Source organism: Sporosarcina sp. P33 (genome assembly GCF_002077155.1).
Classification (GTDB): Bacteria; Bacillota; Bacilli; order Bacillales_A; family Planococcaceae; genus Sporosarcina.
The window spans coordinates 976016-999896 of the sequence record NZ_CP015027.1 but is presented as its reverse complement, the minus strand read 5'-3'; the positions used below and the strand labels follow the sequence as shown (position 1 = coordinate 999896).

The window sequence follows — 23881 nt, the reverse complement described above, 5'->3', positions numbered from 1 at the left end:
GCAACCAATGAAACCGATCCGTTTTTTACATACAGCTGACCTGCACTTGGACAGCCCTTTTAAAGGCATGGCATCAGCAGGGCCCGCTGAATTGGCAAGACTGCAGCAGTCAACTTTTGCCGCATTCGACCGTTTTATTGCCTATGCTGTTAAAGAACAGCCTGATTTTATCGTCATCGTCGGCGATTTATATGATGGAGAAGATCGCAGCCTGCGTGCGCAGATCCGTTTTCAACAGGGCATGCAGCAATTGCAAAACGCAGGTATACCTGTTTTTATCTCCTACGGCAATCATGACCATCTGGCAGGCAAGTGGACAAGAGTTTCTTTGCCTGAAAATGTAGCTGTTTTTTCGGCAGATGTAGAACAAAAACAGCTGAATGTCCGGGGAGATCACATCTATCTGCACGGCTTCAGCTACCCGCAGCGCCATGTCAAAGATCCGATGATCATGCACTATCCGGAAGCAACGGACGGAATCCATATCGGACTGCTTCACGGCAGCGTGGCAGGGGATGCGGAGCATGCGGTGTATGCTCCGTTTACTGTCAGTGAACTGTTGGATAGGAACTATCACTACTGGGCGCTCGGTCATATCCACAAACGTCAGGTACTGTCAGAGGACCCGCCCATTGTCTATCCCGGCAATATTCAGGGACGACATCGAAATGAACAGGGGCTGAAAGGTTTTTACGACGTTTCATTGACACATCATACAGCTTCGCTGAAATTCGTCGGTACGTCAGACATCGTCTTCACTTCATTGACGGTATCCTGCGAAGGGATTGAATATGCAGATGACTGGATTTCAGCCTGCCAGGATGCAATTGATCATCTGACGGCGGATACAGGAAATATCGTCGTGGAATTACTAATGGAGAATACGGAAGGACTTGCTGAAGATCTGGCAGCTGCGGAATCAGAGTGGCTTGATATTTTGCGGGAGCAGTATGAAGGAATGGAGCCGTTTGTCTGGATTTCATCCATTAAGTGGCCGTCTGCCCGCCAGTCGGATCGCTCCGGCACATTGCTTGATCCGGTTGAACAAACGCTGTTTTCTTGGCAGGCGGACGACTGGAAAGAGCTGGTGAAAGAGGTGTACGGCCATAAAGCAGGTCGTTACCTCGAAGCGCTGACCGCGGAAGATATCCGAAGGTGGAAGCAGCAGGCCGCAGAGTTATTAGAAAACGAAATGCTGAAGGAGGGCTAGTATGAAAATTCGAAAAATCCTGCTGTATGGATTCGGGCAGCATGAAAACTTGGAAATTGACCTGCAGCCCGGCATGAACCTTTTGTACGGACCGAATGAAGCAGGTAAAACGACAATCCAGCAAGCCATCCTTCACATTTTATTCGGGTTTCCTCAAAAGAATCAGCAGGAGCTGCGCTATGAGCCAAAAACCGGCGGGAAGTACGGCGGCTGTCTGTATGTTGAGGATCATGAATTTGGCAATTGGATGATCGAGCGCATACGCGGAAAGTCTTCCGGAGATGTCAGTATCCGTTTTGATGACGGACGCACTGCGCGGGAAGAAGAGCTGAAACGTCTGCTGAGGGGATATGACCGGCAGGCATTTGAATCGATTTTCTCATTCTCGCTGTTTCAATTGCAAGGTCTCGAGAAAATGGATGAAAATGAATTGAGCCGCACATTACTGGCATCCGGCACAACCGGACTCGACACGCTGTGGAAAGTCGAGAAAAAGATGGAGAAAGAAATGGGAGGTCTTTTCAAGAAGACAGGTAAAATTCCGCCTATGAACCAAAAGCTGACTGAAATTCGTGAGCTCGAACAGGCCATGCAAAAAGAACAGCAGAAACTTTCAACATATGAACCGCTGACTGTCCGTAAGCAAGAATTGGATCAGCAAATAGCTGCATTACGTATTGAAGAACAGCGTTTGTACAGGCAGTCGGAGGAACAGCGTATCGCGATGCAAGTCGTTCCGCTGCAGCAGCAGCGCAGTCAGCTGGCGGAACAACTTTCTCACCTGACTGTTGAATTCCCCGCAGCCGGTATACGCCGCTATGAAGAATTGGCGAGTAAACAATCAGAGCTGGAATTAACAATCACCCGTCTGCAGAAAAAAACAGAAGATCTGCAATCTGGCTTCATCGGACTGCGGCCTGAAAATGAAAGACAGCAACTGGAACGGTGGGCAGCACAGGAAGCGGAGTGGCACAAGCTGCGTAATGACCGGCTTTCAGCTGAACAAGAAATTCGGCTGCTTGAAAAGAAACAGCAGCAGCTGACGAATCGCCTGGGTCTCAGCGACGAGCAGCAGCGGGCAATAGAGCACATGGATGTATCAGTTCAACGGGAACATCAGCTGGAGCCGGTGCTTGAAGAACAAAGACAGACAGACCAGCAGGTAAAAGCAGTTCAGCGCCTGCTGGCGGAAGCGGAAAGTGAACGTCAGCAGGCCGAGCAGCGAAAAGAACGTTTGAAAAGTCTTCAATTAAGTGAAGAAGAGCGAAAAAAACTTGCGGCCTGGCCAACACTTCAGCGTCAGCTGGCAGAGGCAAAATTCATCGTATCTTCAAACAGCAGACAGAACACAGGCAAGCAGATGCCGTTCGTCATTCTGCTCATCGGACTGGCAATTACAGCATATAGTGTGTTGCAGCAGCAATGGCTGTTTGCGCTCCTTGGATTAGTCAGTGCGGCAGCCGGTATCTGGCTGTTGAAAAAACAGCCAGATTCAGCAGCGGATCAGCAAGCTTTCATTCGGGATCATGAAGCATTGGCGGCCGAACTTGAAAAATTGGCTGAACGGGATGATTTGCATCGAAGGGATCAGCGTCAGTTAGATACAGAAATTGAGAGGCTGGACCATAAATTACAAAAGTATGCATCGGAAATGGAACAGCTTTATGATCAGAAGCAACAGACAGTGTTGAAGATGAAGGAACTGCTGCAAGATGCACCGTTTGATCCGACTTATAATATTCAGGAAAGCTTCCGCCTGTTGCGTGAATTCCAGGATACTGCAGATGACCAGCGCACGTGGCGGCAGCGTCTGCACACAACGGCTGAACATATTCAATCATTGCTGCATGAGGCGGAAAAATTACTGGGGCCCGTGCCGGAAGACGGTTTGTACGAACGGCTGCGTCAGGAACTGCAGCGCCAGAACAGTCTTCAGGAAAAACATCAAACACGGGATCAGAACATGATAGAAATCCATGATCAGCTGCAGGAAGCAAAAGCTGTGCTGGGATCTGTGACAGCTGAAATTCAGGAGCTGTTTGATGCAGCGGGCGTGTCAGAGAAAGAAGCGTTCTTCACGGCTTATCAGCAAGATCAGGAAGCCCAGTTACTGAAAAGGCAGCTGAAAGAAGTCGAAGCCCAGCTGTCCTTATATGCGAAAGAGCCGGCAGTGCATGAATGGACGATACCGGAACTTGAGCGCAAGCGCAGTGAAACGGCAACTCGTCTGCAGGCGATCCGCAAAGAAGTGACGGCCCTTGTAGACGAGCAAGTCAAAGTAGAACATGAACTGTCACAAATGGGCGCAAGTCAAACATACAGCGAACTTCAGCAGTTATTTGAAGTTAGAAAAGCAGAGCTGCAGGAAATGAGTGCCCAGTGGGTCATCCGAAAAGTGGTCAGGGAATCGATCCGTCAGACGATGAGCGAGTGGAAAGAACATCAATTGCCGGCCGTTCTGAAGCAGGCGAATGAATGGTTCAAGCGTTTGACGGCTGACCGATACGCGACGCTCGGCCTGACAGCTGCGGGATATTTCCAGGCAGTGACGGCTGAAGGACAATCCTATGCGATCAATGAACTGAGTCAGGCAACGAAAGAGCAGGCTTACCTGTCACTGCGTCTTGCATTGGCCTATGAACTATCGGAGCAGGCCCCGTTTCCGATTATCATGGATGACCCGTTCGTTCACTTTGATAATGAAAGACTTTCAAGTATGATAGAAATATTGAACGAGTTACAGCCATCTCATCAATTTCTGTACTTCACCTGCCATCAGGAGATGAAGTCGAAGTGGTCAACTGAGCCCCACGTGATCGAGATCGGACCAAAAGTAAAAGGAGAGATTCATGGATGAAAAAACTTATGGAACACCAAGTCGGCGAATCTGTTGACATGTATTTATTAATTAAGCAGGCAACAAAAGGTGTCACGCAGCAGGGGAGTCCGTTCATGACATTGATTCTCCAGGATAAAAGCGGGGATCTTGAAGCGAAACTTTGGGATACAGGTGAAGAGCAGGCGCAAATGTACCAAGGCGCAACGATTGTAAAAGTAGGCGGGGAAGTTCATGAATACCGCGGCAAGAACCAATTGCGCATTAAAGCGATCCGTCCGGTCAAAGAAGATGAAGGCGTATCCATCGCAGATTTAGTCCCGTCTGCTGAAAAAAGCAAGGAAGTGCTGCTCGATGAACTGATGCAGTTTTTCTTTGAGATGAAAAACCCGCAAATTCAGCGCATAACGCGCCATTTGCTGAAAAAACATCAGCAGAAATTCGTGCTCTATCCGGCGGCAACAAGAAACCACCACGACTATGTGTCCGGTTTGCTTGATCATGTGGTGTCGATGCTGAAACTTGGCAAGGCGATTGCGGAGCTGTATCCGACGTTGAATAAGGATTTACTGTATGCCGGAATCATCTTGCATGATATCGGGAAGGTCATTGAGCTGTCAGGCCCAGTCGGCACGCAGTACACGATCGAAGGAAATCTGCTCGGCCATATTACGATTATGGTCAATGAAATTGCTAAGGCCGCAGAGGAGCTGGAGATTGAGGGCGAGGAATTGATGCTGCTTCAGCATATGGTGCTGTCTCACCACGGGAAAGAGGAGTGGGGAAGTCCGAAGCGTCCGATGCTGAAGGAGGCGGAGATTCTTCATTATATCGATAATATAGATGCGAAGATGAATATGCTGAACCGTGTAATGTCGAAGACTGCGCCGGGTGAGTTCTCGGAGCGTGTCTTCCCGCTGGATAACCGTTCGTTTTATAAGCCTACGTTTGAATAAGCTGTCGGGTGTGTTGGGGCGTTGCTCGATTGGTTGTTGGGGATTGAAGTTAGGGAGTGTCCGCTTTTTGGACCCGCGCAGGCACATGGGGGATTGCCTTTCGTCATGAGCCAGCTGGCGAAGAGCGCGCCAGTTGTCTCATGACTTCGGCCGACCCTGCAGTTGTGCCTGCGCTGCTGAGCGGAAGTAATCTGGTTTACTTTTTTAAAAGGGATGCAGACCAGTGAGTTCAATGCTGTTCAGGCTCTGGTGTTGGGATCGTTGCTCGACTAGTTGTCGAGGATTGGAGTTAGTGAGTGTCCGCTCCTTGGACCCGCGCAGGCACGTGGGGGATTGCCTTTCGTCATGAGCCAGCTGGCGAAGAGCGCGCCAGTTGTCTCATGACTTCGGCCGACCCCGCAGTTGTGCCTGCGCTGCTGAGTGGAGGCAATCCGGGTTGCTTTTTTAATGAAGATGAAGACCAGTGACTGGTAGACGACTAGCGTATGCTTTGGCAAATGACGTGTCATGTTCTGCTTCCCCCTAACTAAACGAAGGCGCCTTACAAGCGGTCGGCGAAGTGATGAGACAGCCAGGCGATCTTCCTGTCTGGCTCATTGCGTAGCTATCCGCCAGCGCCGCAGTGGATCCAATGCCGTTCTGTCTCTGTTTGGGATCGTAGCTCGACTCGTTGTCGGGGATTGAAGTTAGTAAGTGTCAGCTTTTAGGACCCGCGCCGGCACGTGGGGGATTGCCTTTCGTCATGAGCCAGCTGGCGAAGAGCGTGCCAGTTGTCTCATGACTTCGGCCGACCCCGCAGTTGTGCCTCCGCTACTGCGGGGAGGCAATCCAGGTTGTTGTTTAAAAGAGAAGAAATGCTGTGACTCGTTGCCGACTGGTGTATGCTTTGGCAAATGAAGTGTCATGTTCTGAATCCTCCTAACTGAACGAAGGCGCCTTACAAGCGGTAGGCGTAGCAATGAGACAGCCAGGCGCACTTCCTGTCTGGCTCATTGCGGAAGCCATCCGCCAGCGCCGCAGTGAGTTCAATGGAGTTTTACTTCTCTAATCGCAAAGACGTCAACTCATGTGATCCAGTCATGATGCAAAAAACAGAAAGAGGTCTGCATGATGCCTGCACGTCATATTTCCAAAACCAGTAGCTAAAGTGACATCCCCCTAACTAAACGGAGGCGCCTTACAAGCGGTCGGCGAAGTGATGAGACAGCCAGGCGATCTTCCTGTCTGGCTCATTGCGTAGCCATCCGCCAGCGCCGCAATGACTGCAATGCCGTTTCTCTTCTCCCGTTCCAAAGCCATCCACCCGTGTGAACCAGTTACGCTGCAGAACAGCAGAGCGCTAGTTTCATAACGACAAAAAAGGTCTGTCTCTGGAAATTACCAGGACAGACCTTTTGAATGATTACTTACCTTCTTCTTCTACTTTCACATCGTCAGCCGGAGCGTCTTCAGCTGGAGCATCTTCTTCAGCAGGTTTTTCGTCCATCTTGAACAGATCAAGCGCAGATTTCAGATCTTCGTCTTTGATCTTTACGTCAGCGTCTTTGACAAGCTTAGAAACTTTAGCCAATAGCTCGTTTTCATCAGCTTTTTCCATCAGTAGCTCGTGACGGATTTCTTCTTTCTTTTCATCTGTGATTTTCTCATCATCTGTTTTACGCTTTTCTTTTACTTCGATGATGTGGAAACCGTTGTCAGATTGAACCGGTTCACTGATTGTGCCCGGCTCCAGGTCGTATGCAGCGTTCCAGAACTCAGGAACCATTACACCGTATCCGAACCAGTCAAGGTCTCCGCCTTCGTCTTTAGAACCCGGGTCTGTGGAGTATTCTTTTGCTACTTTCGCAAAGTCTTCTCCTTTATCCAGCTTTCCTTTTACTTCTTTAGCAGTTTCTTCGTCTTCAACCAAAATGTGACGGGCGTTGATTTCTGATTGAGATTCTTCCAGACGTTTGTTCAACTCTTCATCAGAAACTTCCACGCCATCAGTCAATGCAGCTTCCTGCAATTTATTCAAACGAATCATTTTCTTGAAGCTCTCAGGCGTTTGACCTTGTTGAGCCAAGAAAGCTTCGAAGTTTTCGCCGAGCTGTTCTTTGTTCTTATCGAACTCTGCATCTACTTGTTTATCATCTACATCGTATTTGTCGTCAAGTACTTTTTCTAAGATGATCATTTGCAAAGCCTGTTCACCAACAGAAGCTTTCATCTCCTGATAGAACTCATCCTTCGTCACGTCTCCTGCTTTTGACGTCATAACTTTTTCATCGCCGCCGCCAGAACAAGCGGATAGTACTGCAACCGAAGCTGCAAGTGTAAATGCTGCCATCTTCTTTTTCATGTAATTAACTCCCCTACTCTACATATTAAGTCTGAATATTGTTCAAGTAAACACTATATCATATAACGAATGAAAAATAAAAAGGTTCCATGTTTCCGAAGAGTGCCCAACCGCTTTTTTCTGTATTCGCATAGGATACAGTGTGAAAGGGGGTGCCTTTATGAGCGGCTACACTCAAGGTGGGTCAGGTTCATCCGGCTTTGCTCTAATTGTTGTCTTGTTCATTCTATTGATCATTGTCGGTGCAGCATACCTGTACTAAAAAAAAGCCCGTCCTCCAGTAATGGGGCGGGCATACATAGTGTCAGGCACTGAAGAATACTTCTACATATAAGGATAAAATGAGGATGGTAATCAGAATGTTTACAGTCCGGTAAATTTTCGGCTGCTTTTCTTCCGGAATCTCTCTAGATTGGCAAAGAGCAAATGTCATTTTATTAATTTGATATAAGTAGAACAATGAAAAAAGAATGGTGATCGCTATAACCATTTTAGACCTCCTCTTTCTGCTTCTGTACTATCATAGCAGAATTTGCGGGCAAAAGGAAAAAAGCAAACTGCGAATGACTCACATTTATGTCTCTACTTCAGTCTTTTGCAGGTAATCATTCGAGTCTTCGTAGGTTCTTTCAATATTTTTGAACCCGCGCTCGAAAATATCCATGAAATCATCGCCGTAAATATTTCGTAAAACAGACATGACTTCAAGGAATTCAGGGAATTTTCCATAAATATCGCGAAGGGGAAGAGAGCCCTGAAGAATGCTGTATTCTTCGTTATGGTAATTCGCATTCATTTCAATTAGCAGCTCTTTCCCCTCATCCGTAACCGTCACGTAGGTGTTGCGCCGGTCATCGTCTTTCTTGGAGAAGTATAATAATTTTCGCTGTTCCAGTTTTTTTGAGAAATTGAAAGCCGTCGAAACATGCATGACGCCAAATTTGGCGATGTCTGAAATCGTGGCGCCTTCCAGGTGGTAGGCAATCCATAAAATATGATGTTCATTAATATTCAGTTCATAAGGTTTTATCCATTGCTGCCAATCTTTTTCCACGGCTTTCCATAATGCTTTCGACATTTGGGCGACACGCTGGTTAAAGATCATCGCATCTTTACGTGAAATGTTTTGCTCTGCCATCTTGGCACCTGCTTTCTTTCAATCTTTTTATTTATTATACCAAAAAAGCAACAAATAAAAAAGACGGAATAATAAAATAATTAAGATTGGGTGTAAGTACCCGCAGAATAGTAGGCGGAATACCGCTTATATTCTGCAGTTGTTTCTTACATACCGGTAAGCGGGGTGCTGTCCTGATTCACAGAGACAGGGGAATCAGCGGGTGCTGATCGATTTTTCCAAATCATCCAATGCTGTCTGGATCGCAGAGATTTCTTTCTCCAGACGCTTTTTATTATGTTCCGTCGAACGTTTCCAGTCTGCAACGGAAACTTTCATCTCCTCCACGGTCTCCGGAACAAGTTCTCTTGCATCCTCTGATAAATCTGTCACAGAGTCTTTCAGGTCAGCCACTCGGCCTTTTACATCTTTTAACTTATCCTTTAATTCTAATGACGCGGTTTTCACGCTTGACCGCAATTCACTGCCGGCTTTTGGCGTAGAGTATAGAACGGTGACAGCTGAGGTAACAGCACCTGCGGCCAGACCGATAAAGAATGTAGACGCTTTCATATAGAGAACACTCCTTTTTAGTAGTTATTATTTTATTAAAGCATGTTCTGATATAAATGAGCAAGATAATATATTAATTATTATGCAATCAAAAGTATTTCATCTGGCAGATCAGAAAAAAGGAACGGAAGAGAGAATGTCCGCTGTTGGCAATGCAGAAAGAAATCTCGACCTCTTCCGTTCTTTTCATTCATCTGTTACTGCTGCAGACGTCTGGAGATGCCAGCAGCCAGTTCAGACAGTACGTCCATCGGATATTGCTCTACTTTTGTATTAAATTCTACTTTCAGTCCGTCAGATTTATCATAGCGGGGAATGAAGTGCATATGGAAATGATAGACGGACTGGCCTGCAAAAGATCCGTTGTTTTGCACCAGATTCATTCCGGCCGGCTGAAATTCTTCTTTCAGTGCATGGGCGATTTTCGGTGCCGCTTTAAATAAATTCGCCGCTTCGTCTTCAGTTAACTCATAAAGATTTTCACGGTGAGTTTTTGGAATCAGGAGTACATGCCCCTTTGTGACGGGCATAATGTCCATGAAAGCGATGACGTGCTCATCTTCATACACTTTTTCTCCCGGAATCGTTCCTTCTACAATTTTGCAGAAAATACATGAGGTCATTTCTACACTTCCTTTCATGTTTGGATGTATTGTAGCATATTTTCAGATAGTTAACGAAGGCGAATAAAGCAATTTTACAGTTTCTTTGCTAAAATAAAACAGAAGACAGGAGGAAATAGAATGGCAATCCTAGAACTAGAACATGTAACAGGCGGTTATACGCGCAAACCAGTTTTGCATGACCTTTCATTCCAGATAGAAGAAGGAGAATTGGTCGGCTTGATTGGTCTGAATGGCGCAGGTAAAAGTACGACAATCAAACATATTATCGGCGTGATGAACCCATTGCAGGGAACCATCAAAATCAATGGTGCGACGTTCAGCGACAAAGCACAATATCGCCAATCATTCAGTTATATTCCTGAAACACCGGTATTATACGAAGAACTGACGCTGCAGGAACATTTAGAGCTGACTGCAATGGCATACGGGCTGGACAAGCAGCAATTTGAAATTCGCACAGAACAACTGCTGAAAGAATTCCGCATGGAAAAACGTTTGAAATGGTTTCCTGCCCACTTCTCTAAAGGTATGCGGCAGAAAGTCATGATCATGTGCGCATTTCTTGTGGAACCGAAATTATATATTATTGATGAGCCATTCGTAGGTCTGGATCCGTTGGCTATTCGTGCGCTGCTGGATCAAATCATAGAACGGAAAAATGCGGGAGCTTCTATTTTAATGTCGACACACGTATTGGCGACGGCAGAGAAGTATTGCGACCGCATTATTCTGCTGCATGAAGGCCGTGTGCGTGCGAACGGAACGATGGATGATCTGCGGAGAGCATTCGGACGCCCAGATGCGACACTTGACGACTTATATATCGCGATGACTGAGGAAACTGATCATGAACAACATGCATGATATTTGGGGGCAGCGGTTCTTTCATTACGTCAATGAGCTGCAGAAATATATGCGCTATGTATTCACTGGGCATTTGGCTATCGTCTTCATGTTCGCGATTGGAGCGGGGGGCTATGCGTACAGTGAATGGCTGAAAGAAGTGCCCGCGACGTTTCCTTCCGCGCTGATTGTGTCCGTGATTATTGCTTTACTGCTGATGAAAGCTGCACCGACGACGTTGCTTAAACCGGCTGACATCGTTTTCTTTCTGCCGCTGGAGAATCAGCTGCCCAATTATATGAAACGTTCATTGACATGGTCTGCATTCTCACAGCTGCCATTGCCGCTGATTGCCATGGTAGTGGCACTTCCTTTATTGAAAGCTACAGAAGTCGGCACAGGGGTTGATTATCTCCTTGTAGTGCTGCTAATAATTGCTGGCAAAGGTTTATTTGTAGGGACAGAGTATAATGTCCGAATTGCAAATGACGACTTTATCTGGACTGACCGCGTAATTCGTTTTGTTTTGGCATTTCTAACGATTTACTTTGGACTTACCTGGAGTCCGGTTGTCGTGATCATCGGAATAGCGGCAGCGATTCTATATGCGAAGTTTTGGGACAAACAGGCCGAACGCTTTCCGTTTCCATATGAACAGTTTATAGAATTGGAGCAGAACCGTATGATGCGTTTCTATCGGTTTGCTAATTATTTCACTGAAGTTCCGCATCTGGTCGGGTCGGTCAGTAAACGAAGCTGGCTGAAATTCGTGATGAAACGCTCCACTTTCAGGCGCCGCGATGTCCAGAATTATCTGGTTGTCCGGACGTTCATTCGGACGGACGATACGTTTTGGCTGTGGCTCAGGTTAACTGCACTGTCCGCTCTCGGCGCATTTCTGATTCCGCTGCCGATTGTATCTTTCATCTTCGTAGGAGCTCTCGCATTTGCAACCGCAGTGCAGCTCATCCTGGCACTTGAAGGCGGCGTCGAATTTACGATGGATCAACTGTATCCGGAAGAACAGGAAAAGTCTCAAATCAGAGCCGTCCGATCGTTAGTGAGGAAGTTAATCTGGCTGCAGGCGGTTATTCTGCTGGCAGCAGCTCTGCCTCTATATGGACCGGGCATAACGCCGGTACTGATTGCTCTTATCGCGGTCATTATCGGGGAAGCTACGATTCGATTGACGAAAGAGCAAGTAAGAGAAATATAAGAGATTATGAAAGTTTGATCACTTCGTTTACTATTTCATTTCAGTGACGGAATTGTCTGAATATATCTGCCTAGTAAAAAGATTGTTCAGTCAGGTCAAAGTGATTCAAAAGTTAGAATAGTTAAAAAGCTGTTGCATTTGTAGTTCAGTTGCATATATAATTACTAAAAGGTATCAGGGGTGAGAGAGATGAATAATAACAACTCATATGCTGAATTTTTGAAAGCGGTAGGTAATAACAGCACTTCTCTCCAAGCGGAAAAGCTGCTGAATGAAATCTATTGGGATCTGTTTCTGCAACATATTCACTGGGAACAAACGCAAACGAGAATCATGGAATTGATCGACGATGCGTTGGATCGAAACGATGAAGAAGCATTCAACCTGTATACACAGCAACTGATTGAATTTACAAAAGAACAAAGTTATGAACTGAAATCAAAATAATCTATTACTGCACGCTGTCTGAAGAAAATTCAGGCAGTGTTTTTTTATGTGCTGCATACCGCCGCGGGAAGTTTCTTTCAGCCGGTTACGGGTACAATACAATACATAATATGATACGTTTAAAACGTACGTTCGTTATTTCTTTAGAAATAGCGCCGGATGTGGTAAAATAGAAGGATCAGGTGTTCAAGAATAGGAGTGGAAACATTTGAACGAAACATTTCAATTGCAGGCACCATATACGCCGCAGGGAGATCAGCCGAAAGCGATCGCAAGCCTTGTCAGCGGAATAAAAGAAGGAAAAAAGCATCAAACCTTGCTCGGTGCGACGGGAACTGGAAAGACATTTACCGTTTCCAATGTACTGACGGAAATTAACAAACCAACACTGGTCATTGCTCACAATAAAACGCTGGCCGGTCAATTATATAGTGAATTCAAGGAGTTTTTCCCCGATAATGCGGTGGAATACTTTGTCAGCTTCTACGACTTTTATCAGCCAGAAGCATATGTGCCGCAGACGGATACATTCATTGAAAAGGATTCTTCCATCAATGATGAAATCGATAAACTGCGCCACTCAGCAACCAGTGCGTTATTTGAACGCAATGATGTACTGATAGTCGCATCGGTATCATGTATTTACGGTCTAGGTTCGCCGGAAGAATATAACGAAATGGTTTTTTCGCTGCGCAAAGGCATGGAGATCCCGCGCAATGAATTGCTGCGGACACTGGTAGATATCCAATACGAGCGCAACGACATCAATTTCACACGCGGTACTTTCCGCGTAAGAGGAGATGTAGTCGAAGTATTTCCGGTATCACGGGATGAGCGCTGTATCCGCCTGGAGTTTTTCGGGGATGAAATCGAGCGTATCCGGGAAGTTGACGCCTTAACAGGTGAAGTGATTGGAGACCGTGATCATGTGGCGATTTTCCCGGGATCCCACTTCGTTACGCGTGAAGAGAAATTATTGAAGGCTATAGAAAATATAGAAATTGAATTAGAAGAACAGCTTAAATATTTGCGTGACAACGATAAGCTGCTGGAAGCGCAGCGTCTGGAGCAGCGGACGCGCTATGATCTGGAGATGATGCGGGAGATGGGTTTCTGTTCCGGCATCGAGAACTATTCCAGACATTTAACATTGCGTGAAGCGGGCGCAACGCCATACACACTGCTGGATTATTTTCCGGATGACTTCCTGATCGTAGTCGATGAAAGTCACGTTTCGTTGCCGCAAATCCGCGGTATGTACAACGGCGACCAGGCACGTAAAAAAGTGCTGGTGGAGCACGGTTTCCGTCTGCCATCCGCTCTTGATAACCGGCCGCTGATGTTTGAAGAGTTTGAAGACCATATCAAACAGGCGATGTATATTTCCGCTACGCCGGGCCCTTATGAAATCGAGCATACAGATGAAATGGTCGAGCAGATTATACGTCCGACAGGTTTGCTGGATCCGATTATTGAGGTGCGGCCGATCGAAGGACAAATCGATGATCTGCTGGATGAAATTCAGTTGCGCATCGAGCGCAATGAACGGGTGCTGATCACGACGCTGACCAAGAAAATGTCAGAGGATCTGTCGGACTACTTAAAAGACATCGGCATCAAAGTGCAGTATCTTCATTCTGACGTCAAGACGCTTGAGCGGACAGAAATTATCCGGGAACTGCGCATCGGGACGTATGATGTCCTGATTGGAATCAACTTATTGCGTGAAGGAATCGATATACCGGAAGTATCATTGGTGGCAATTTTGGATGCGGACAAAGAAGGGTTCTTACGTTCAGAGCGCGCTCTGATTCAGACGATTGGCCGGGCAGCGCGTAACTCGGAAGGACGCGTCATTATGTACGCAGATAAAATGACCGATTCCATGCAAAAGGCGATAGGAGAAACAGAACGCCGCCGGGAAATCCAGCTTGCCTATAACGAAGAACATGGCATCACACCAACGACCATTATCAAACCAATCCGCGAAGCGATTCGTGCGACGCAAGTGGCGGAAGAAACGGAATCCTATTTGCAGCGCGTGACAGAAGGCAAGAAGCTGTCAAAAGACGAAAAGGGCTTATTGCTGGTGAAATTAGAAAAAGAAATGAAAGAAGCAGCGAAAGCTTTGGACTTCGAAAGAGCTGCAGAGTTACGCGATACCGTAATAGAACTGAAGGCAGAAAGGTAGAGTCCTTATGAAAAATAAAGAATTGATTATACAAGGAGCGAGAGCGAATAACCTGAGAGACATTACCGTCAAAATACCCCGGGACCAATTAGTTGTACTCACCGGTTTATCGGGGTCAGGGAAGTCTTCATTGGCTTTTGATACGATCTACGCGGAAGGACAGCGCCGCTACGTAGAGTCATTGTCTGCATATGCCCGCCAGTTCCTTGGACAGATGGATAAGCCGGATGTGGATTCCATTGAAGGACTGTCTCCGGCGATTTCCATCGACCAGAAAACTACCAGTAAAAATCCGCGTTCGACAGTAGGAACGGTGACGGAGATTTATGACTACTTGCGCCTGCTGTATGCAAGAGTGGGGAAACCGCATTGTCCGTATCACGGCATAGAAATCTCCACACAGACAATTCAGCAGATGGTGGACCGTGTGATGGAATTGCCGGAGCGTACGAGAATTCAAATTTTGGCGCCTATCATTTCCGAACGTAAAGGGACGCATGCGAAGCTGTTTGAAGATATTAAAAGACAGGGGTATGTGCGTGTGCGGGTCAATGGTGAAACGATTGACCTTGACGACAATATCGACCTGGATAAAAACAAGAAGCACACAATTGAAATTGTCATTGACCGGATCGTCATGAAAGAAGGCGTTGAGACACGGCTCAGTGACTCGCTTGAATCCGCTTTGCGGCTCGCTGACGGTAATGTTCTGGTGGACGTAATCGGGGAAGAGGAATTGTTTTTCAGTGAGCACCATGCATGTCCGATCTGCGGATTCTCCATTGGGGAACTGGAACCCCGCATGTTTTCATTCAACAGTCCGTTCGGAGCATGTCCAGAGTGTGACGGGCTCGGCATGAAACTTGAAGTCGATCCGGACCTGGTCATTCCGAACAGTGACCTGTCATTAAAGGAGCATGCAGTCGCCCCATGGGAACCGACAAGTTCTCAATATTATCCGGAACTGTTAAAGACCGTTGCGAAGCATTATAAAATTCCGATGGATGTGCCGGTCAGTGAACTCGCTGATTCGGATCTGGAGAAGTTATTAAAAGGTTCAAGCAAAGAGAAAATCCGGTTCCGCTACACCAATGAATTCGGCAATACACGTGACAGTGATATTTATTTTGAAGGAGTTTTACGCAACGTAGAGCGCCGTTATCATGAAACATCGTCTGATTATATCCGTGAGCAGATGAGCAAATATATGACCGAGCGGGCCTGTCCTTCCTGTACAGGATACCGTTTGAAGCCTGAGTCTCTTTCGGTGCTGGTTGACGGACAGCATATCGGTAAAATAACTGAACGCTCAATTGTCGAGACGACGAAGTTCTTTGACCAATTAAAGCTGTCTGAGAAAGACGCGCAAATTGCTGACATGATTCTGAAAGAAATTCAGGAACGGCTGGGCTTCCTGGTGAACGTCGGACTGGACTATTTGAACCTGTCCCGTTCTGCAGGCACATTGTCCGGCGGGGAAGCGCAGCGTATCCGTCTGGCCACACAAATCGGCTCTCGTTTGACAGGCGTTCTTTATATTTTGGATGAACCGTCAATCGGACTGCATCAGCGCGATAATGACCGGCTGATCGGAACCCTGCAAAACATGCGCGATATCGGCAATACACTGATTGTGGTGGAACATGATGAAGATACGATGATGGCGGCTGACTATTTAATTGACGTAGGCCCTGGTGCAGGCGTGGCGGGCGGTGAAATAGTTGCTGCAGGCACACCGGCCAAGGTGATGAAGAATAAGAAATCATTGACTGGACAATATTTAAGCGGCAAGAAATTCATTCCGCTTCCAATTGAACGCAGACCGCGAGATGAGCGTAGCATAGTAGTCAAAGGCGCTTCAGAAAACAACCTGAAACATATTGATGCGGAGTTCCCGCTCGGGCAGTTTATCGCTGTGACAGGTGTTTCGGGCTCGGGTAAAAGTACACTCGTCAATGATATCCTGCATAGGACATTGGCGCAGAAACTGAACCGTTCTAAACAGAAGCCCGGGAAATACGACAGCATCAGCGGGGTTGAGCATCTGGAAAAAGTAATCGATATTGACCAGTCACCGATCGGCCGGACTCCGCGGTCAAATCCCGCCACGTATACAGGCGTCTTTGATGATATCCGCGATGTCTTCGCGATGACCAATGAAGCAAAAGTCCGCGGCTATAAAAAAGGACGTTTCAGCTTTAACGTAAAAGGCGGCCGCTGTGAAGCATGCCGTGGGGATGGAATCATTAAAATCGAAATGCATTTCCTTCCTGACGTCTATGTGCCGTGCGAAGTATGTCACGGCAAACGTTATAACCGCGAAACACTTGAAGTGCAATATAAAGGAAAGAATATTGCGGACGTGCTGGAGATGACAGTTGAAACAGCGGCAGTGTTTTTCGAGAATATCCCGAAAATCAGCCGTAAACTGCAAACGATTGTCGATGTGGGTCTTGGCTATATAAAATTAGGCCAGCCTGCGACTACGCTGTCGGGGGGAGAAGCACAGCGGGTCAAGCTTGCTTCCGAGCTGCATAAACGATCGACGGGCAAGTCATTTTATATACTGGATGAGCCGACGACAGGGCTGCATGTTCATGACATCGCCAAGTTACTCGAAGTCCTTCAGCGCCTCGTTGATGGAGGAAATACCGTTCTCGTCATCGAACATAATTTGGATGTAATTAAAACGGTTGATCACATTATCGATATTGGACCTGAAGGCGGAGATAAGGGCGGAGAAATCATCGCAGTCGGCACACCGGAAGAAGTGGCAGAAGTACCAGCCTCTTATACAGGAAAGTATTTACGCACGATACTAGAGAGAGACCGGCACCGGATGAAAGAACAAATCGAAAAAGCGGGAAAAAGCAGAAAATGAAACTTTCTTTCTGCTTAACCGTATAAATAGACAGGTACTGAAAAGATTGTTCAAAACGAGGAGGAATCCGGAAATGCAAAATGAACGCACACGAATACTTACGCTGCTCGAAGAAGGAAAAATTACAGCGGATGAAGCATTACGGCTGCTGGAAGCGATGAGCAAACAGCCAGATCAGGAAAAACCTGAAGAAAGTTCTTCAGCTGATGACTTTTTTGAAGATATCCGTAAAGAATTCATGACAGCAGGCGACCGTTTCATGCAATTCATGGATACAGCCGTACACCGTGTGAAAGAGTTCGATTTCGAAGCACCATTCAGCAAATCAGTCTCCTTTACACATACGGAAAAGAAATCTGCGGAAGACGTGGAAGAACTGATCATTCATATCGATCACGGAACTGTTGAACTGCATCCTTCAGAAGATGAGGAAATCATGGCGAAGTTCTCCGTAAAGCATTTCAATAATGATTCCGAAGCAGAGGCACTCAGCCATTTCCTTGATAAGTTATTGTTTGTTAAAGACGGCAATAAACTGCGTATCGGCAGTGACTTGAAAATGCTGCAGGTAAATGTTCAGTTATACGTGCCGGCCGGGAAAATGTACGATAAACTGTCCGTCCGTTTATTGAACGGCGGCTGTTCGGCTGAAGGAGTCGGTTTTAAGGATTTGCGCATTAAAACAGCCAATGGAAAAATTGAATGTGCTGACACAACATTTGAAGAAGCAGAACTCGAAACCGCTAACGGAATGGTCCGTTTATTGAAAGTGACCGGTGACAAACTGGAAGCTGAAACCTTGAACGGGCGCGTGTATGTCGATGGAGAAGTGAATGAAGTAGATGCCAAATCATTAAATGGCAATGTCACTCTTACTACTACCTCATTACACGCAAGAAGCCTGGATGCTAAGTCTATCAGTGGCGCAGTCGAAATATATTTCCCTTCTTCATTGAGCGTGAAAGGTGAAATTACATCCAATATGGGGAAGCTCGATCTGCAGCTGAAAGATGTATCCCGCGTAGAGGAACAGGAGCAGTTCCTGCACCGCACCATTCGCTTCAGCAAGAACACGGAAGATCAAACGAAACCGCCGCTGCATATTACAGGCGAGTCGAAAACAGGCTCCGTACTAGTCCGCTATAACTCTGTCGATATGTCATGACATCATAAAAAACACCTGTACCGCCATTTTCGGCGATACAGGTGTTTTTTGGTTTGTTTGGTGGCAGTGAAGGGGGGGCGCTGATCAATGTTATCGATGGCTGTTGTTGGATTGAGAAAATCATTTGAGGGAAACAGGCCCAACCGCTCATACCTCCGTGTTACCCGCTCATAGCTGCTGCGTAACCGCTCTTACCCGTTCGTCAAGCGCTCATACCCTTTCAGCGAGCGCTCTATACTGCATGGCAATCGCTCATACGTCCGTGTTACCCGCTCATAGCTGCTGCGTAACCGCTCTTACCCTTTCGTCAAGCGCTCATAGCCTTTCAGCGAGCGCTCTATACTCCAGGGCAACCGCTCATACCTCCGCGTTACCCGCTCATAGCTGCTGCGTAACCGCTCTTAACTTTCGTCAAGCGCTCATACCCTTGCGGCGAGCGCTCTATACTGCATGGCAACCGCTCATACGTCCGTGTTACCCGCTCATAGCTGCTGTGTAACCGCTCATACCCGTTCGTCAAGCGCTCATACCCTTTCAGCGAGCGCTCTATACTCCATGGCAACCGCTCATACCTCCGTGTTACCCGCTCATAGCCGCTGCGTAACCGCTCATACCCGTTCGTCAAGCGCTCATACCATTGCATCAAGCGCTCTATACCCCAACATAACCGCTCATACATCCAACGCAACCGCTCATTACCCGTCTGCAGCAGAAGCTCAATGCACAAATACACCTCCGATCCTCCTTACCAAACTCACTTTATTTCACCTGCCATAATCCCAGCACAAAATTCCGAATGCAATCGCTCTCGCACATTGCAGCTGATAGGTTTTGTTTTGCAGCAGGGCGGCTTCTGTCTGGTGAGACATGAAGCCGCATTCAGCGAGAATAGCGGGCATAGTCGTATCTCGCAGTACAGCAAAGTCGGCTTTCTTTACGCCGCGGTCCGGTCTTCGGCAGGCGGAGATCAGTGCTTTTTGCACAGATGATGCCAGTGCGGCGGAACTTGTGCTTGCCTGCGGATAAATGAATGTCTCAATTCCTTGTGCTGTGCTCCAGCCGCTGCCGAAAGCATTGGCGTGGATCGAGACGAAGGCATCGGCCTGCAGCCGGTTGGCCAGTGCAGTCCGTTCGCTTAGCGGCACATCGCGGGAGGATTCATGTGCAAAACGAACCGTAACACCTTCCTTTGTTAAAAAATCTCCTGTGAGGGCAGCTACTGCTGAATTGAAATGAAATTCCCGCATCTTTCCGTCGGGTGTCCGTTTGCCGGGTGTATCGGGGCCATGGCCTGCATCAAGAATGATTAGTGTCAATTTTGTCCACTCTCCTTTATCCTTTATATAGAGAAGGAATCGAAGAAGGATACAAAAAGGCGGTCAGCCCAAAGAGTAATCCATTTCTTTTCGTTTCCTTCATGGTAAAATAGATGGTGAATGCGGACTGCCAACGCAGGCAGCCTGTTTTAGCATAAAATATAAAAAATATGTACATTGCAGTAGAAAGTGAGGAACTTCATGGGTGAATTAACAGTAGAAGATATTATGAACCGTTTTGGTCTTGAATTGATTGCGGGGCATGAGGGTATTCACAGGCAAGTCCACATGAGCGATATTTCACGGCCGGGTCTTGAAATGGCCGGCTATTTTGATTACTACCCTGCAGAACGTGTGCAGTTGATCGGCCGCAAGGAAATGTCTTTCCTGGAAACATTGCCGGCCATTACGCGGAGAAAACGGCTGGAACGGCTTTGTTCGCATGATACACCTGCCTTCATTATCGCGCATGGTGAGGAAGGACCGAAGGAATTAAGCCAGCTGGCGGAAGAGAAAAACATTCCTGTTTTGCGTACGGATTATAAGACTACACAATTTTCCGGCATGCTGACAAACTATCTGGTCGGTCAGCTCGCACCGATGACGACAGTCCATGGCGTACTGGTGGATGTCTACGGTGTCGGTGTCCTGATTACGGGCGGCAGCGGAGTCGGTAAAAGTGAAACGGCGTTAGAACTTATTAAAAAAGGGCATAGACTGGTAGCGGATGATTCAGTTGAAATACGACAAGTGTCCGATAATGTGCTGATTGGAACGTCACCGAAGCTGCTGAAACATATGCTGGAAATTCGCGGTGTCGGCATTATTGATTTGATGACGCTGTTCGGAGCAAGTGCGGTGAAAGACGATAAGCGGGTATTGCTGGCGGTCGATTTAGAAATCTGGGACGAGAAAAAACATTATGACCGTCTCGGCATCGATGAAGAAAAGGTAGAAATACTGGATTCGCAAATTACACGTCTGTCAGTGCCGGTCAGACCGGGCCGGAACATTGCGGTCATCATCGAAGTGGCTGCCATGGATTATCGAATGAAACGTCTTGGGTTTAATGCGGCAGAGGAATTTACCAAGCGTTTGGATCAAGCGATCGCAGACAATGCAGAACTATTGATGGAAAAGGGGCGCGACTAAGTGAATGTATCAATGTTAGCAATCAATCCTGTCGCGGTCAGTATCGGCAGCTTAGAAATTCGCTGGTACGGTATTCTGATTGCCCTTGGGATTATATTAGGTTTTATGGTGGTTCAGCGTGAAATGCTGAAGCGCGGGATGCACCCGGACTTTCTGACGGACATGCTCATTTGGGCCATTCCGATTTCCATCATCAGTGCAAGGATTTATTACGTCATTTTCACTTGGGATTTTTATCGGGAACATCCCGGACAGATCATTCAGATTTGGAACGGCGGAATCGCGATACACGGTGCGCTGATTGGGGCCGTAATTACTGCAGCGATATTCTGTAAAAAGCGGGGCGTCTCGTTTTGGAAAGTTGCGGACATTACAGCACCCGGTTTATTGATTGGTCAAATTATCGGACGCTGGGGCAATTTTATGAATCAGGAAGCACATGGCGGACCGGTTTCGGAAGCATTTAAAGAAAACACCATCATTCCGGATTGGATTATGAATCAAATGACGATTGAAGGCGTAACCTATCATCCTACATTTCTTTATGAGTCACTGTGGAATGTGGTTGGACTCATTCTCATACTGGTAATCCGCAGAGTGCTGAAAATGAAGCGCGGGGAAGTCTTTTTATTTTATGTTATATGGTATTCAATCGGACGATTCTTCATTGAAGGCATGCGAACAGACAGCCTGTATGTCATCGGCAGTCTGCGTGCGGCGCAAATGGTATCCGTCGCAGGTGTTGTGATAGGGCTTGCGATCTTGCTGTATCGGCGTTATGTAATGAAAGTACAAGAGAATTACGATGACAAACAGAAATAATATTGCACTCTCCAGCACAATGAAAGACGGCCTGCAGGTGGGACTGAAGACGACATGGTCGCTTGGTAAAATTATTTTTCCTATCACCTTACTTGTAACCATATTGCAATTCACACCGGTCCTGCCCTGGCTGGTGCAGCTGATTGAGCCGCTCATGCAAGTTTTTGGTTTGCGCGGCGAAGCGGCAGTGCCGATTGTGCTTGGAAATACGCTGAACTTATACGCCGGAATTGCCGGCATCATTTCATTAGAATTAACAGTTAAAGAAGTATTCATTATTGCGATGATGATCAGCTTTGCGCATAATCTGTTCATCGAAACAGCCGTTGCGATTAAAGTAGGAGTCAAGTTATGGCTGGTGCTTGCCGTACGCCTCGGACTCGCTGCGCTGGCAGGCATCATCATCAATCTGTTTTGGACAGGCGGTTCTGAAATTGCACAATATGGACTGACACCTCAAGCGCAAGCTGTTCCGGAAGGGTTTGTCCAAATATTCCTGCTCGGTTTGGAAAAGGCGGCTTTTGGTGTGTTGCAGCTTGCGATGATTGTGATTCCGCTGATGCTGTTTGTGCAGTTTGTGAAAGACCGCAATTATTTGGATCGTTTATCAAATAGTTTGGCACCGTTTACAAAACTGATCGGTGTGAAGCCAAATGCGTCGATGACTTTGGTGGCGGGCATATTAATTGGGCTCGCATATGGGGCCGGCGTCATGATTCAGGCGGTTCGGGAAGACGGTGTGTCAAAGCGCGATATTACACTGGCTTTCATTTTCCTGATGGCATGCCACGCAGTTATTGAGGATACACTATTATTCCTGCCGCTCGGTATACCGATTTGGCCATTATTGATCATCCGGCTGGTGACTGCAATTGCGCTGACTTTGTCAGTGAGTGTGTTGTGGAAGCGGCCGCACGAGAAGGAGGAAGCTGTTATTGACTAATCAACCGATTACCACATTATTATTTGATTTCGATGGAACGCTGGCAGATACAAATGAATTAATCCTTTCTTCTTTCCAGCATGTGCTGGATCATCATTTTCCAGGACGTTTTCAGCGGGAAGACATGCTGCCGTTCATCGGACCTACATTGTATGATACCTTTTCATCGATCGCTCCGGACAAAACGGATCAATTAATCGATGAATATCGAAAATGGAATATAGCTAATCACGATGCATATATTACGGAATTTGAAGGTGTTACAGATACGCTTCGCAAATTATACGATCTTGGTCTGAAGATGGCCGTTGTTTCTACTAAAAAGCGCGACATGGTGGAAAGAGGTATCGGTCTGCTTGGAATTGCGCCGTACTTTGAAACGGTGATCGGCCTGGATGATATTACGAATCCGAAGCCGGATCCAGAGCCGATCTTATTGGCACTGGAACGCCTTGGAAGTACGCCGGAGGAATCGCTGATGATCGGGGATAATTTTCATGATATATTGGGCGGGCAAAATGCGGGCGTACGGACTGCGGCGGTCGCATGGGCGTTAAAAGGAGAAAGTTATTTGCAGACATTTAAGCCTGACTATATGCTGCGCTATATGTCTGACTTATTGAAGCTGACTGCAGGAATTAAGCTATGAGACGCACTGAACGGCATCCTTCCAAAGGGGAGGCGAATTCCCTTTGGCATATTTACCGTACTGTCTCGATAGGTAAAGTAGCGAAGAATTTTATCGTAATCCAGATTGCCCGGTATACACCATTCGTTTCGTGGAAAAATGTTCTCTACCGGCTGTTTTTGCGCATGAAAGTCGGCAAGCATACAGCATTTGCGCTGATGGTCGTGCCGGATGTCATGTTTCCTGAACGGATTACTGTCGGAGAAAACTCCATTATCGGCTTTAATACGACGATTTTGGCGCATGAATACCTAATTGATGAATACCGGATCGGTGATGTGGAAATTGGCAATAATGTATTGATCGGGGCCAATACGACGATCCTTCCCGGTATCAAAATTGGCGACGGTGCGATTGTCTCTGCGGCTTCACTCGTTAACCGGGATATTCCAGCGGGGGCATTTGCCGGAGGAAATCCTGTGAAAATTATTTATACAGCCGAAGAAATGGCAGAACGTGAATTGCGAAAAGCAAATGAATGACGTGACACACAGTTGTGCTATACTAGAGGATAGATTGCAAAGAGGAACGTCCCGTGCGTTCCTCTTACTTTTTCGG

24 protein-coding genes are annotated in these 23881 nt (G+C 46.9%); 15 read left to right on the top strand and 9 right to left on the bottom strand.

Annotated elements, in window-relative coordinates; all coding sequences use genetic code 11:
• Window positions 1–7: 7 nt before the first annotated feature.
• Genes SporoP33_RS05025 through yhaM form a run of 3 tightly spaced genes read left to right on the top strand, consistent with a single transcriptional unit; the run spans window position 8 to window position 5002 of the window.
• Window positions 8–1210, top strand: coding sequence for a metallophosphoesterase family protein (locus SporoP33_RS05025; RefSeq protein ID WP_081242719.1), 1203 nt, complete (start codon window positions 8–10; stop codon window positions 1208–1210).
• Window position 1211: 1 nt separating this feature from the next.
• The gene (locus SporoP33_RS05020) at window positions 1212–4067 is read left to right on the top strand and encodes an ATP-binding protein (RefSeq protein WP_081242718.1); all 2856 of its coding nucleotides are present in this window, start codon (window positions 1212–1214) and stop codon (window positions 4065–4067) included.
• Window positions 4064–5002 carry a 3'-5' exoribonuclease YhaM gene (gene yhaM, locus SporoP33_RS05015; RefSeq protein WP_081242717.1) on the top strand — a complete coding sequence of 313 codons (939 nt, stop codon included), beginning with the start codon at window positions 4064–4066 and terminating at the stop codon, window positions 5000–5002. Before SporoP33_RS05020 ends, yhaM begins: the two co-directional genes overlap by 4 nt.
• Before the next feature lie 740 nt (window positions 5003–5742).
• Here yhaM and SporoP33_RS15945 read toward each other — a convergent pair.
• The 3 genes from SporoP33_RS15945 to SporoP33_RS05005 all read right to left on the bottom strand — a co-directional run bounded on the left by SporoP33_RS15945 (window position 5743) and on the right by SporoP33_RS05005 (window position 7343).
• A complete protein-coding gene (locus tag SporoP33_RS15945; protein ID WP_155961310.1) occupies window positions 5743–5907 on the bottom strand; it encodes a hypothetical protein in 165 nt (54 codons plus the stop codon).
• A 253-nt stretch (window positions 5908–6160) separates the two neighbouring features.
• Window positions 6161–6295: a hypothetical protein gene (locus tag SporoP33_RS16425; protein WP_255363025.1), complete on the bottom strand. Its 135-nt coding sequence runs from the start codon at window positions 6293–6295 to the stop codon at window positions 6161–6163.
• Between the two features lie 109 nt (window positions 6296–6404).
• Window positions 6405–7343 carry a peptidylprolyl isomerase gene (locus SporoP33_RS05005; protein ID WP_081242715.1) on the bottom strand — a complete coding sequence of 313 codons (939 nt, stop codon included), beginning with the start codon at window positions 7341–7343 and terminating at the stop codon, window positions 6405–6407.
• A gap of 160 nt (window positions 7344–7503) precedes the next feature.
• Here SporoP33_RS05005 and SporoP33_RS05000 point away from each other — a divergent pair, with 160 nt between their 5' ends.
• Complete coding sequence (locus SporoP33_RS05000; RefSeq protein WP_081242714.1) at window positions 7504–7605, top strand: YjcZ family sporulation protein; 102 nt, start codon at window positions 7504–7506, stop codon at window positions 7603–7605.
• A gap of 42 nt (window positions 7606–7647) precedes the next feature.
• Here SporoP33_RS05000 and SporoP33_RS04995 read toward each other — a convergent pair whose 3' ends face one another.
• From SporoP33_RS04995 to SporoP33_RS04980, 4 genes are all read right to left on the bottom strand, one after another.
• Complete coding sequence (locus tag SporoP33_RS04995) at window positions 7648–7833, bottom strand: hypothetical protein (protein ID WP_029054118.1); 186 nt, start codon at window positions 7831–7833, stop codon at window positions 7648–7650.
• 84 nt (window positions 7834–7917) lie between these two features.
• Entirely contained in the window at window positions 7918–8481 is a 564-nt protein-coding gene (locus tag SporoP33_RS04990; protein WP_081242713.1) for an HTH-type transcriptional regulator Hpr, read from the bottom strand.
• Window positions 8482–8676: 195 nt separating this feature from the next.
• Window positions 8677–9033 (bottom strand): YtxH domain-containing protein, encoded by a 357-nt coding sequence (locus SporoP33_RS04985; RefSeq protein ID WP_081242712.1) that lies wholly within the window; start codon window positions 9031–9033, stop codon window positions 8677–8679.
• Window positions 9034–9230: 197 nt separating this feature from the next.
• The gene (locus SporoP33_RS04980; protein ID WP_081242711.1) at window positions 9231–9656 is read right to left on the bottom strand and encodes an HIT family protein; all 426 of its coding nucleotides are present in this window, start codon (window positions 9654–9656) and stop codon (window positions 9231–9233) included.
• A 120-nt stretch (window positions 9657–9776) separates the two neighbouring features.
• Between SporoP33_RS04980 and SporoP33_RS04975 the strand changes: the two genes are divergently transcribed.
• The 6 genes from SporoP33_RS04975 to SporoP33_RS04950 all read left to right on the top strand — a co-directional run bounded on the left by SporoP33_RS04975 (window position 9777) and on the right by SporoP33_RS04950 (window position 18402).
• Entirely contained in the window at window positions 9777–10523 is a 747-nt protein-coding gene (locus SporoP33_RS04975; RefSeq protein WP_081242710.1) for an ABC transporter ATP-binding protein, read from the top strand.
• Window positions 10507–11718, top strand: a complete 1212-nt coding sequence (locus SporoP33_RS04970) for an ABC transporter permease (RefSeq protein WP_081242709.1) — start codon at window positions 10507–10509, stop codon at window positions 11716–11718. The genes SporoP33_RS04975 and SporoP33_RS04970 overlap by 17 nt, the downstream gene beginning before the upstream one ends.
• A 189-nt stretch (window positions 11719–11907) precedes the next feature.
• A complete protein-coding gene (locus SporoP33_RS04965; RefSeq protein ID WP_081242708.1) occupies window positions 11908–12165 on the top strand; it encodes an IDEAL domain-containing protein in 258 nt (85 codons plus the stop codon).
• A 208-nt stretch (window positions 12166–12373) separates the two neighbouring features.
• A complete protein-coding gene (gene uvrB / locus SporoP33_RS04960) occupies window positions 12374–14356 on the top strand; it encodes an excinuclease ABC subunit UvrB (protein ID WP_081242707.1) in 1983 nt (660 codons plus the stop codon).
• Between the two features lie 7 nt (window positions 14357–14363).
• Window positions 14364–17237, top strand: a complete 2874-nt coding sequence (gene uvrA / locus SporoP33_RS04955; protein WP_081242706.1) for an excinuclease ABC subunit UvrA — start codon at window positions 14364–14366, stop codon at window positions 17235–17237.
• A 73-nt stretch (window positions 17238–17310) separates the two neighbouring features.
• Window positions 17311–18402 carry a DUF4097 family beta strand repeat-containing protein gene (locus SporoP33_RS04950; protein WP_081242705.1) on the top strand — a complete coding sequence of 364 codons (1092 nt, stop codon included), beginning with the start codon at window positions 17311–17313 and terminating at the stop codon, window positions 18400–18402.
• Window positions 18403–18772: 370 nt separating this feature from the next.
• On the opposite strand, the gene SporoP33_RS04945 is transcribed toward SporoP33_RS04950, so the two are convergent.
• Complete coding sequence (locus tag SporoP33_RS04945; protein WP_081242704.1) at window positions 18773–19135, bottom strand: hypothetical protein; 363 nt, start codon at window positions 19133–19135, stop codon at window positions 18773–18775.
• A gap of 31 nt (window positions 19136–19166) precedes the next feature.
• The gene (locus SporoP33_RS04940) at window positions 19167–19718 is read right to left on the bottom strand and encodes an N-acetylmuramoyl-L-alanine amidase (protein WP_099662785.1); all 552 of its coding nucleotides are present in this window, start codon (window positions 19716–19718) and stop codon (window positions 19167–19169) included.
• 201 nt (window positions 19719–19919) lie between these two features.
• Here SporoP33_RS04940 and hprK point away from each other — a divergent pair, with 201 nt between their 5' ends.
• From hprK to SporoP33_RS04915, 5 genes are read left to right on the top strand one after another with little or no spacing between them, the layout of a single operon-like run.
• Window positions 19920–20870: an HPr(Ser) kinase/phosphatase gene (gene hprK / locus SporoP33_RS04935; protein ID WP_081242702.1), complete on the top strand. Its 951-nt coding sequence runs from the start codon at window positions 19920–19922 to the stop codon at window positions 20868–20870.
• Complete coding sequence (gene lgt, locus SporoP33_RS04930) at window positions 20871–21692, top strand: prolipoprotein diacylglyceryl transferase (protein ID WP_231293304.1); 822 nt, start codon at window positions 20871–20873, stop codon at window positions 21690–21692.
• Window positions 21676–22635, top strand: a complete 960-nt coding sequence (locus SporoP33_RS04925) for a nucleoside recognition domain-containing protein (RefSeq protein WP_081242701.1) — start codon at window positions 21676–21678, stop codon at window positions 22633–22635. The genes lgt and SporoP33_RS04925 overlap by 17 nt, the downstream gene beginning before the upstream one ends.
• Window positions 22628–23284: a pyrophosphatase PpaX gene (gene ppaX / locus SporoP33_RS04920; protein WP_081242700.1), complete on the top strand. Its 657-nt coding sequence runs from the start codon at window positions 22628–22630 to the stop codon at window positions 23282–23284. Before SporoP33_RS04925 ends, ppaX begins: the two co-directional genes overlap by 8 nt.
• Entirely contained in the window at window positions 23281–23805 is a 525-nt protein-coding gene (locus SporoP33_RS04915; protein ID WP_081242699.1) for an acyltransferase, read from the top strand. Before ppaX ends, SporoP33_RS04915 begins: the two co-directional genes overlap by 4 nt.
• Window positions 23806–23881: the final 76 nt, after the last annotated feature.

Excerpts from the sequence above, each read along its gene's own strand:
- SporoP33_RS04995 (WP_029054118.1), bottom strand. The coding sequence starts at position 7,833 with ATGGTTATAGCGATCACCATTCTTTTTTCATTGTTCTACTTATATCAA.
- SporoP33_RS04980 (WP_081242711.1), bottom strand. The coding sequence starts at position 9,656 with ATGACCTCATGTATTTTCTGCAAAATTGTAGAAGGAACGATTCCGGGA.
- yhaM (WP_081242717.1), top strand. The coding sequence starts at position 4,064 with ATGAAAAAACTTATGGAACACCAAGTCGGCGAATCTGTTGACATGTAT.
- SporoP33_RS05005 (WP_081242715.1), bottom strand. The coding sequence starts at position 7,343 with ATGAAAAAGAAGATGGCAGCATTTACACTTGCAGCTTCGGTTGCAGTA.
- SporoP33_RS04985 (WP_081242712.1), bottom strand. The coding sequence starts at position 9,033 with ATGAAAGCGTCTACATTCTTTATCGGTCTGGCCGCAGGTGCTGTTACC.
- SporoP33_RS04970 (WP_081242709.1), top strand. The coding sequence starts at position 10,507 with ATGAACAACATGCATGATATTTGGGGGCAGCGGTTCTTTCATTACGTC.
- SporoP33_RS04950 (WP_081242705.1), top strand. The coding sequence starts at position 17,311 with ATGCAAAATGAACGCACACGAATACTTACGCTGCTCGAAGAAGGAAAA.
- SporoP33_RS04925 (WP_081242701.1), top strand. The coding sequence starts at position 21,676 with ATGACAAACAGAAATAATATTGCACTCTCCAGCACAATGAAAGACGGC.
- SporoP33_RS05000 (WP_081242714.1), top strand. The coding sequence starts at position 7,504 with ATGAGCGGCTACACTCAAGGTGGGTCAGGTTCATCCGGCTTTGCTCTA.
- SporoP33_RS05020 (WP_081242718.1), top strand. The coding sequence starts at position 1,212 with ATGAAAATTCGAAAAATCCTGCTGTATGGATTCGGGCAGCATGAAAAC.
- SporoP33_RS04965 (WP_081242708.1), top strand. The coding sequence starts at position 11,908 with ATGAATAATAACAACTCATATGCTGAATTTTTGAAAGCGGTAGGTAAT.
- SporoP33_RS04990 (WP_081242713.1), bottom strand. The coding sequence starts at position 8,481 with ATGGCAGAGCAAAACATTTCACGTAAAGATGCGATGATCTTTAACCAG.
- SporoP33_RS04915 (WP_081242699.1), top strand. The coding sequence starts at position 23,281 with ATGAGACGCACTGAACGGCATCCTTCCAAAGGGGAGGCGAATTCCCTT.
- SporoP33_RS05025 (WP_081242719.1), top strand. The coding sequence starts at position 8 with ATGAAACCGATCCGTTTTTTACATACAGCTGACCTGCACTTGGACAGC.
- SporoP33_RS15945 (WP_155961310.1), bottom strand. The coding sequence starts at position 5,907 with ATGACACTTCATTTGCCAAAGCATACACCAGTCGGCAACGAGTCACAG.
- hprK (WP_081242702.1), top strand. The coding sequence starts at position 19,920 with ATGGGTGAATTAACAGTAGAAGATATTATGAACCGTTTTGGTCTTGAA.
- SporoP33_RS04975 (WP_081242710.1), top strand. The coding sequence starts at position 9,777 with ATGGCAATCCTAGAACTAGAACATGTAACAGGCGGTTATACGCGCAAA.
- uvrA (WP_081242706.1), top strand. The coding sequence starts at position 14,364 with ATGAAAAATAAAGAATTGATTATACAAGGAGCGAGAGCGAATAACCTG.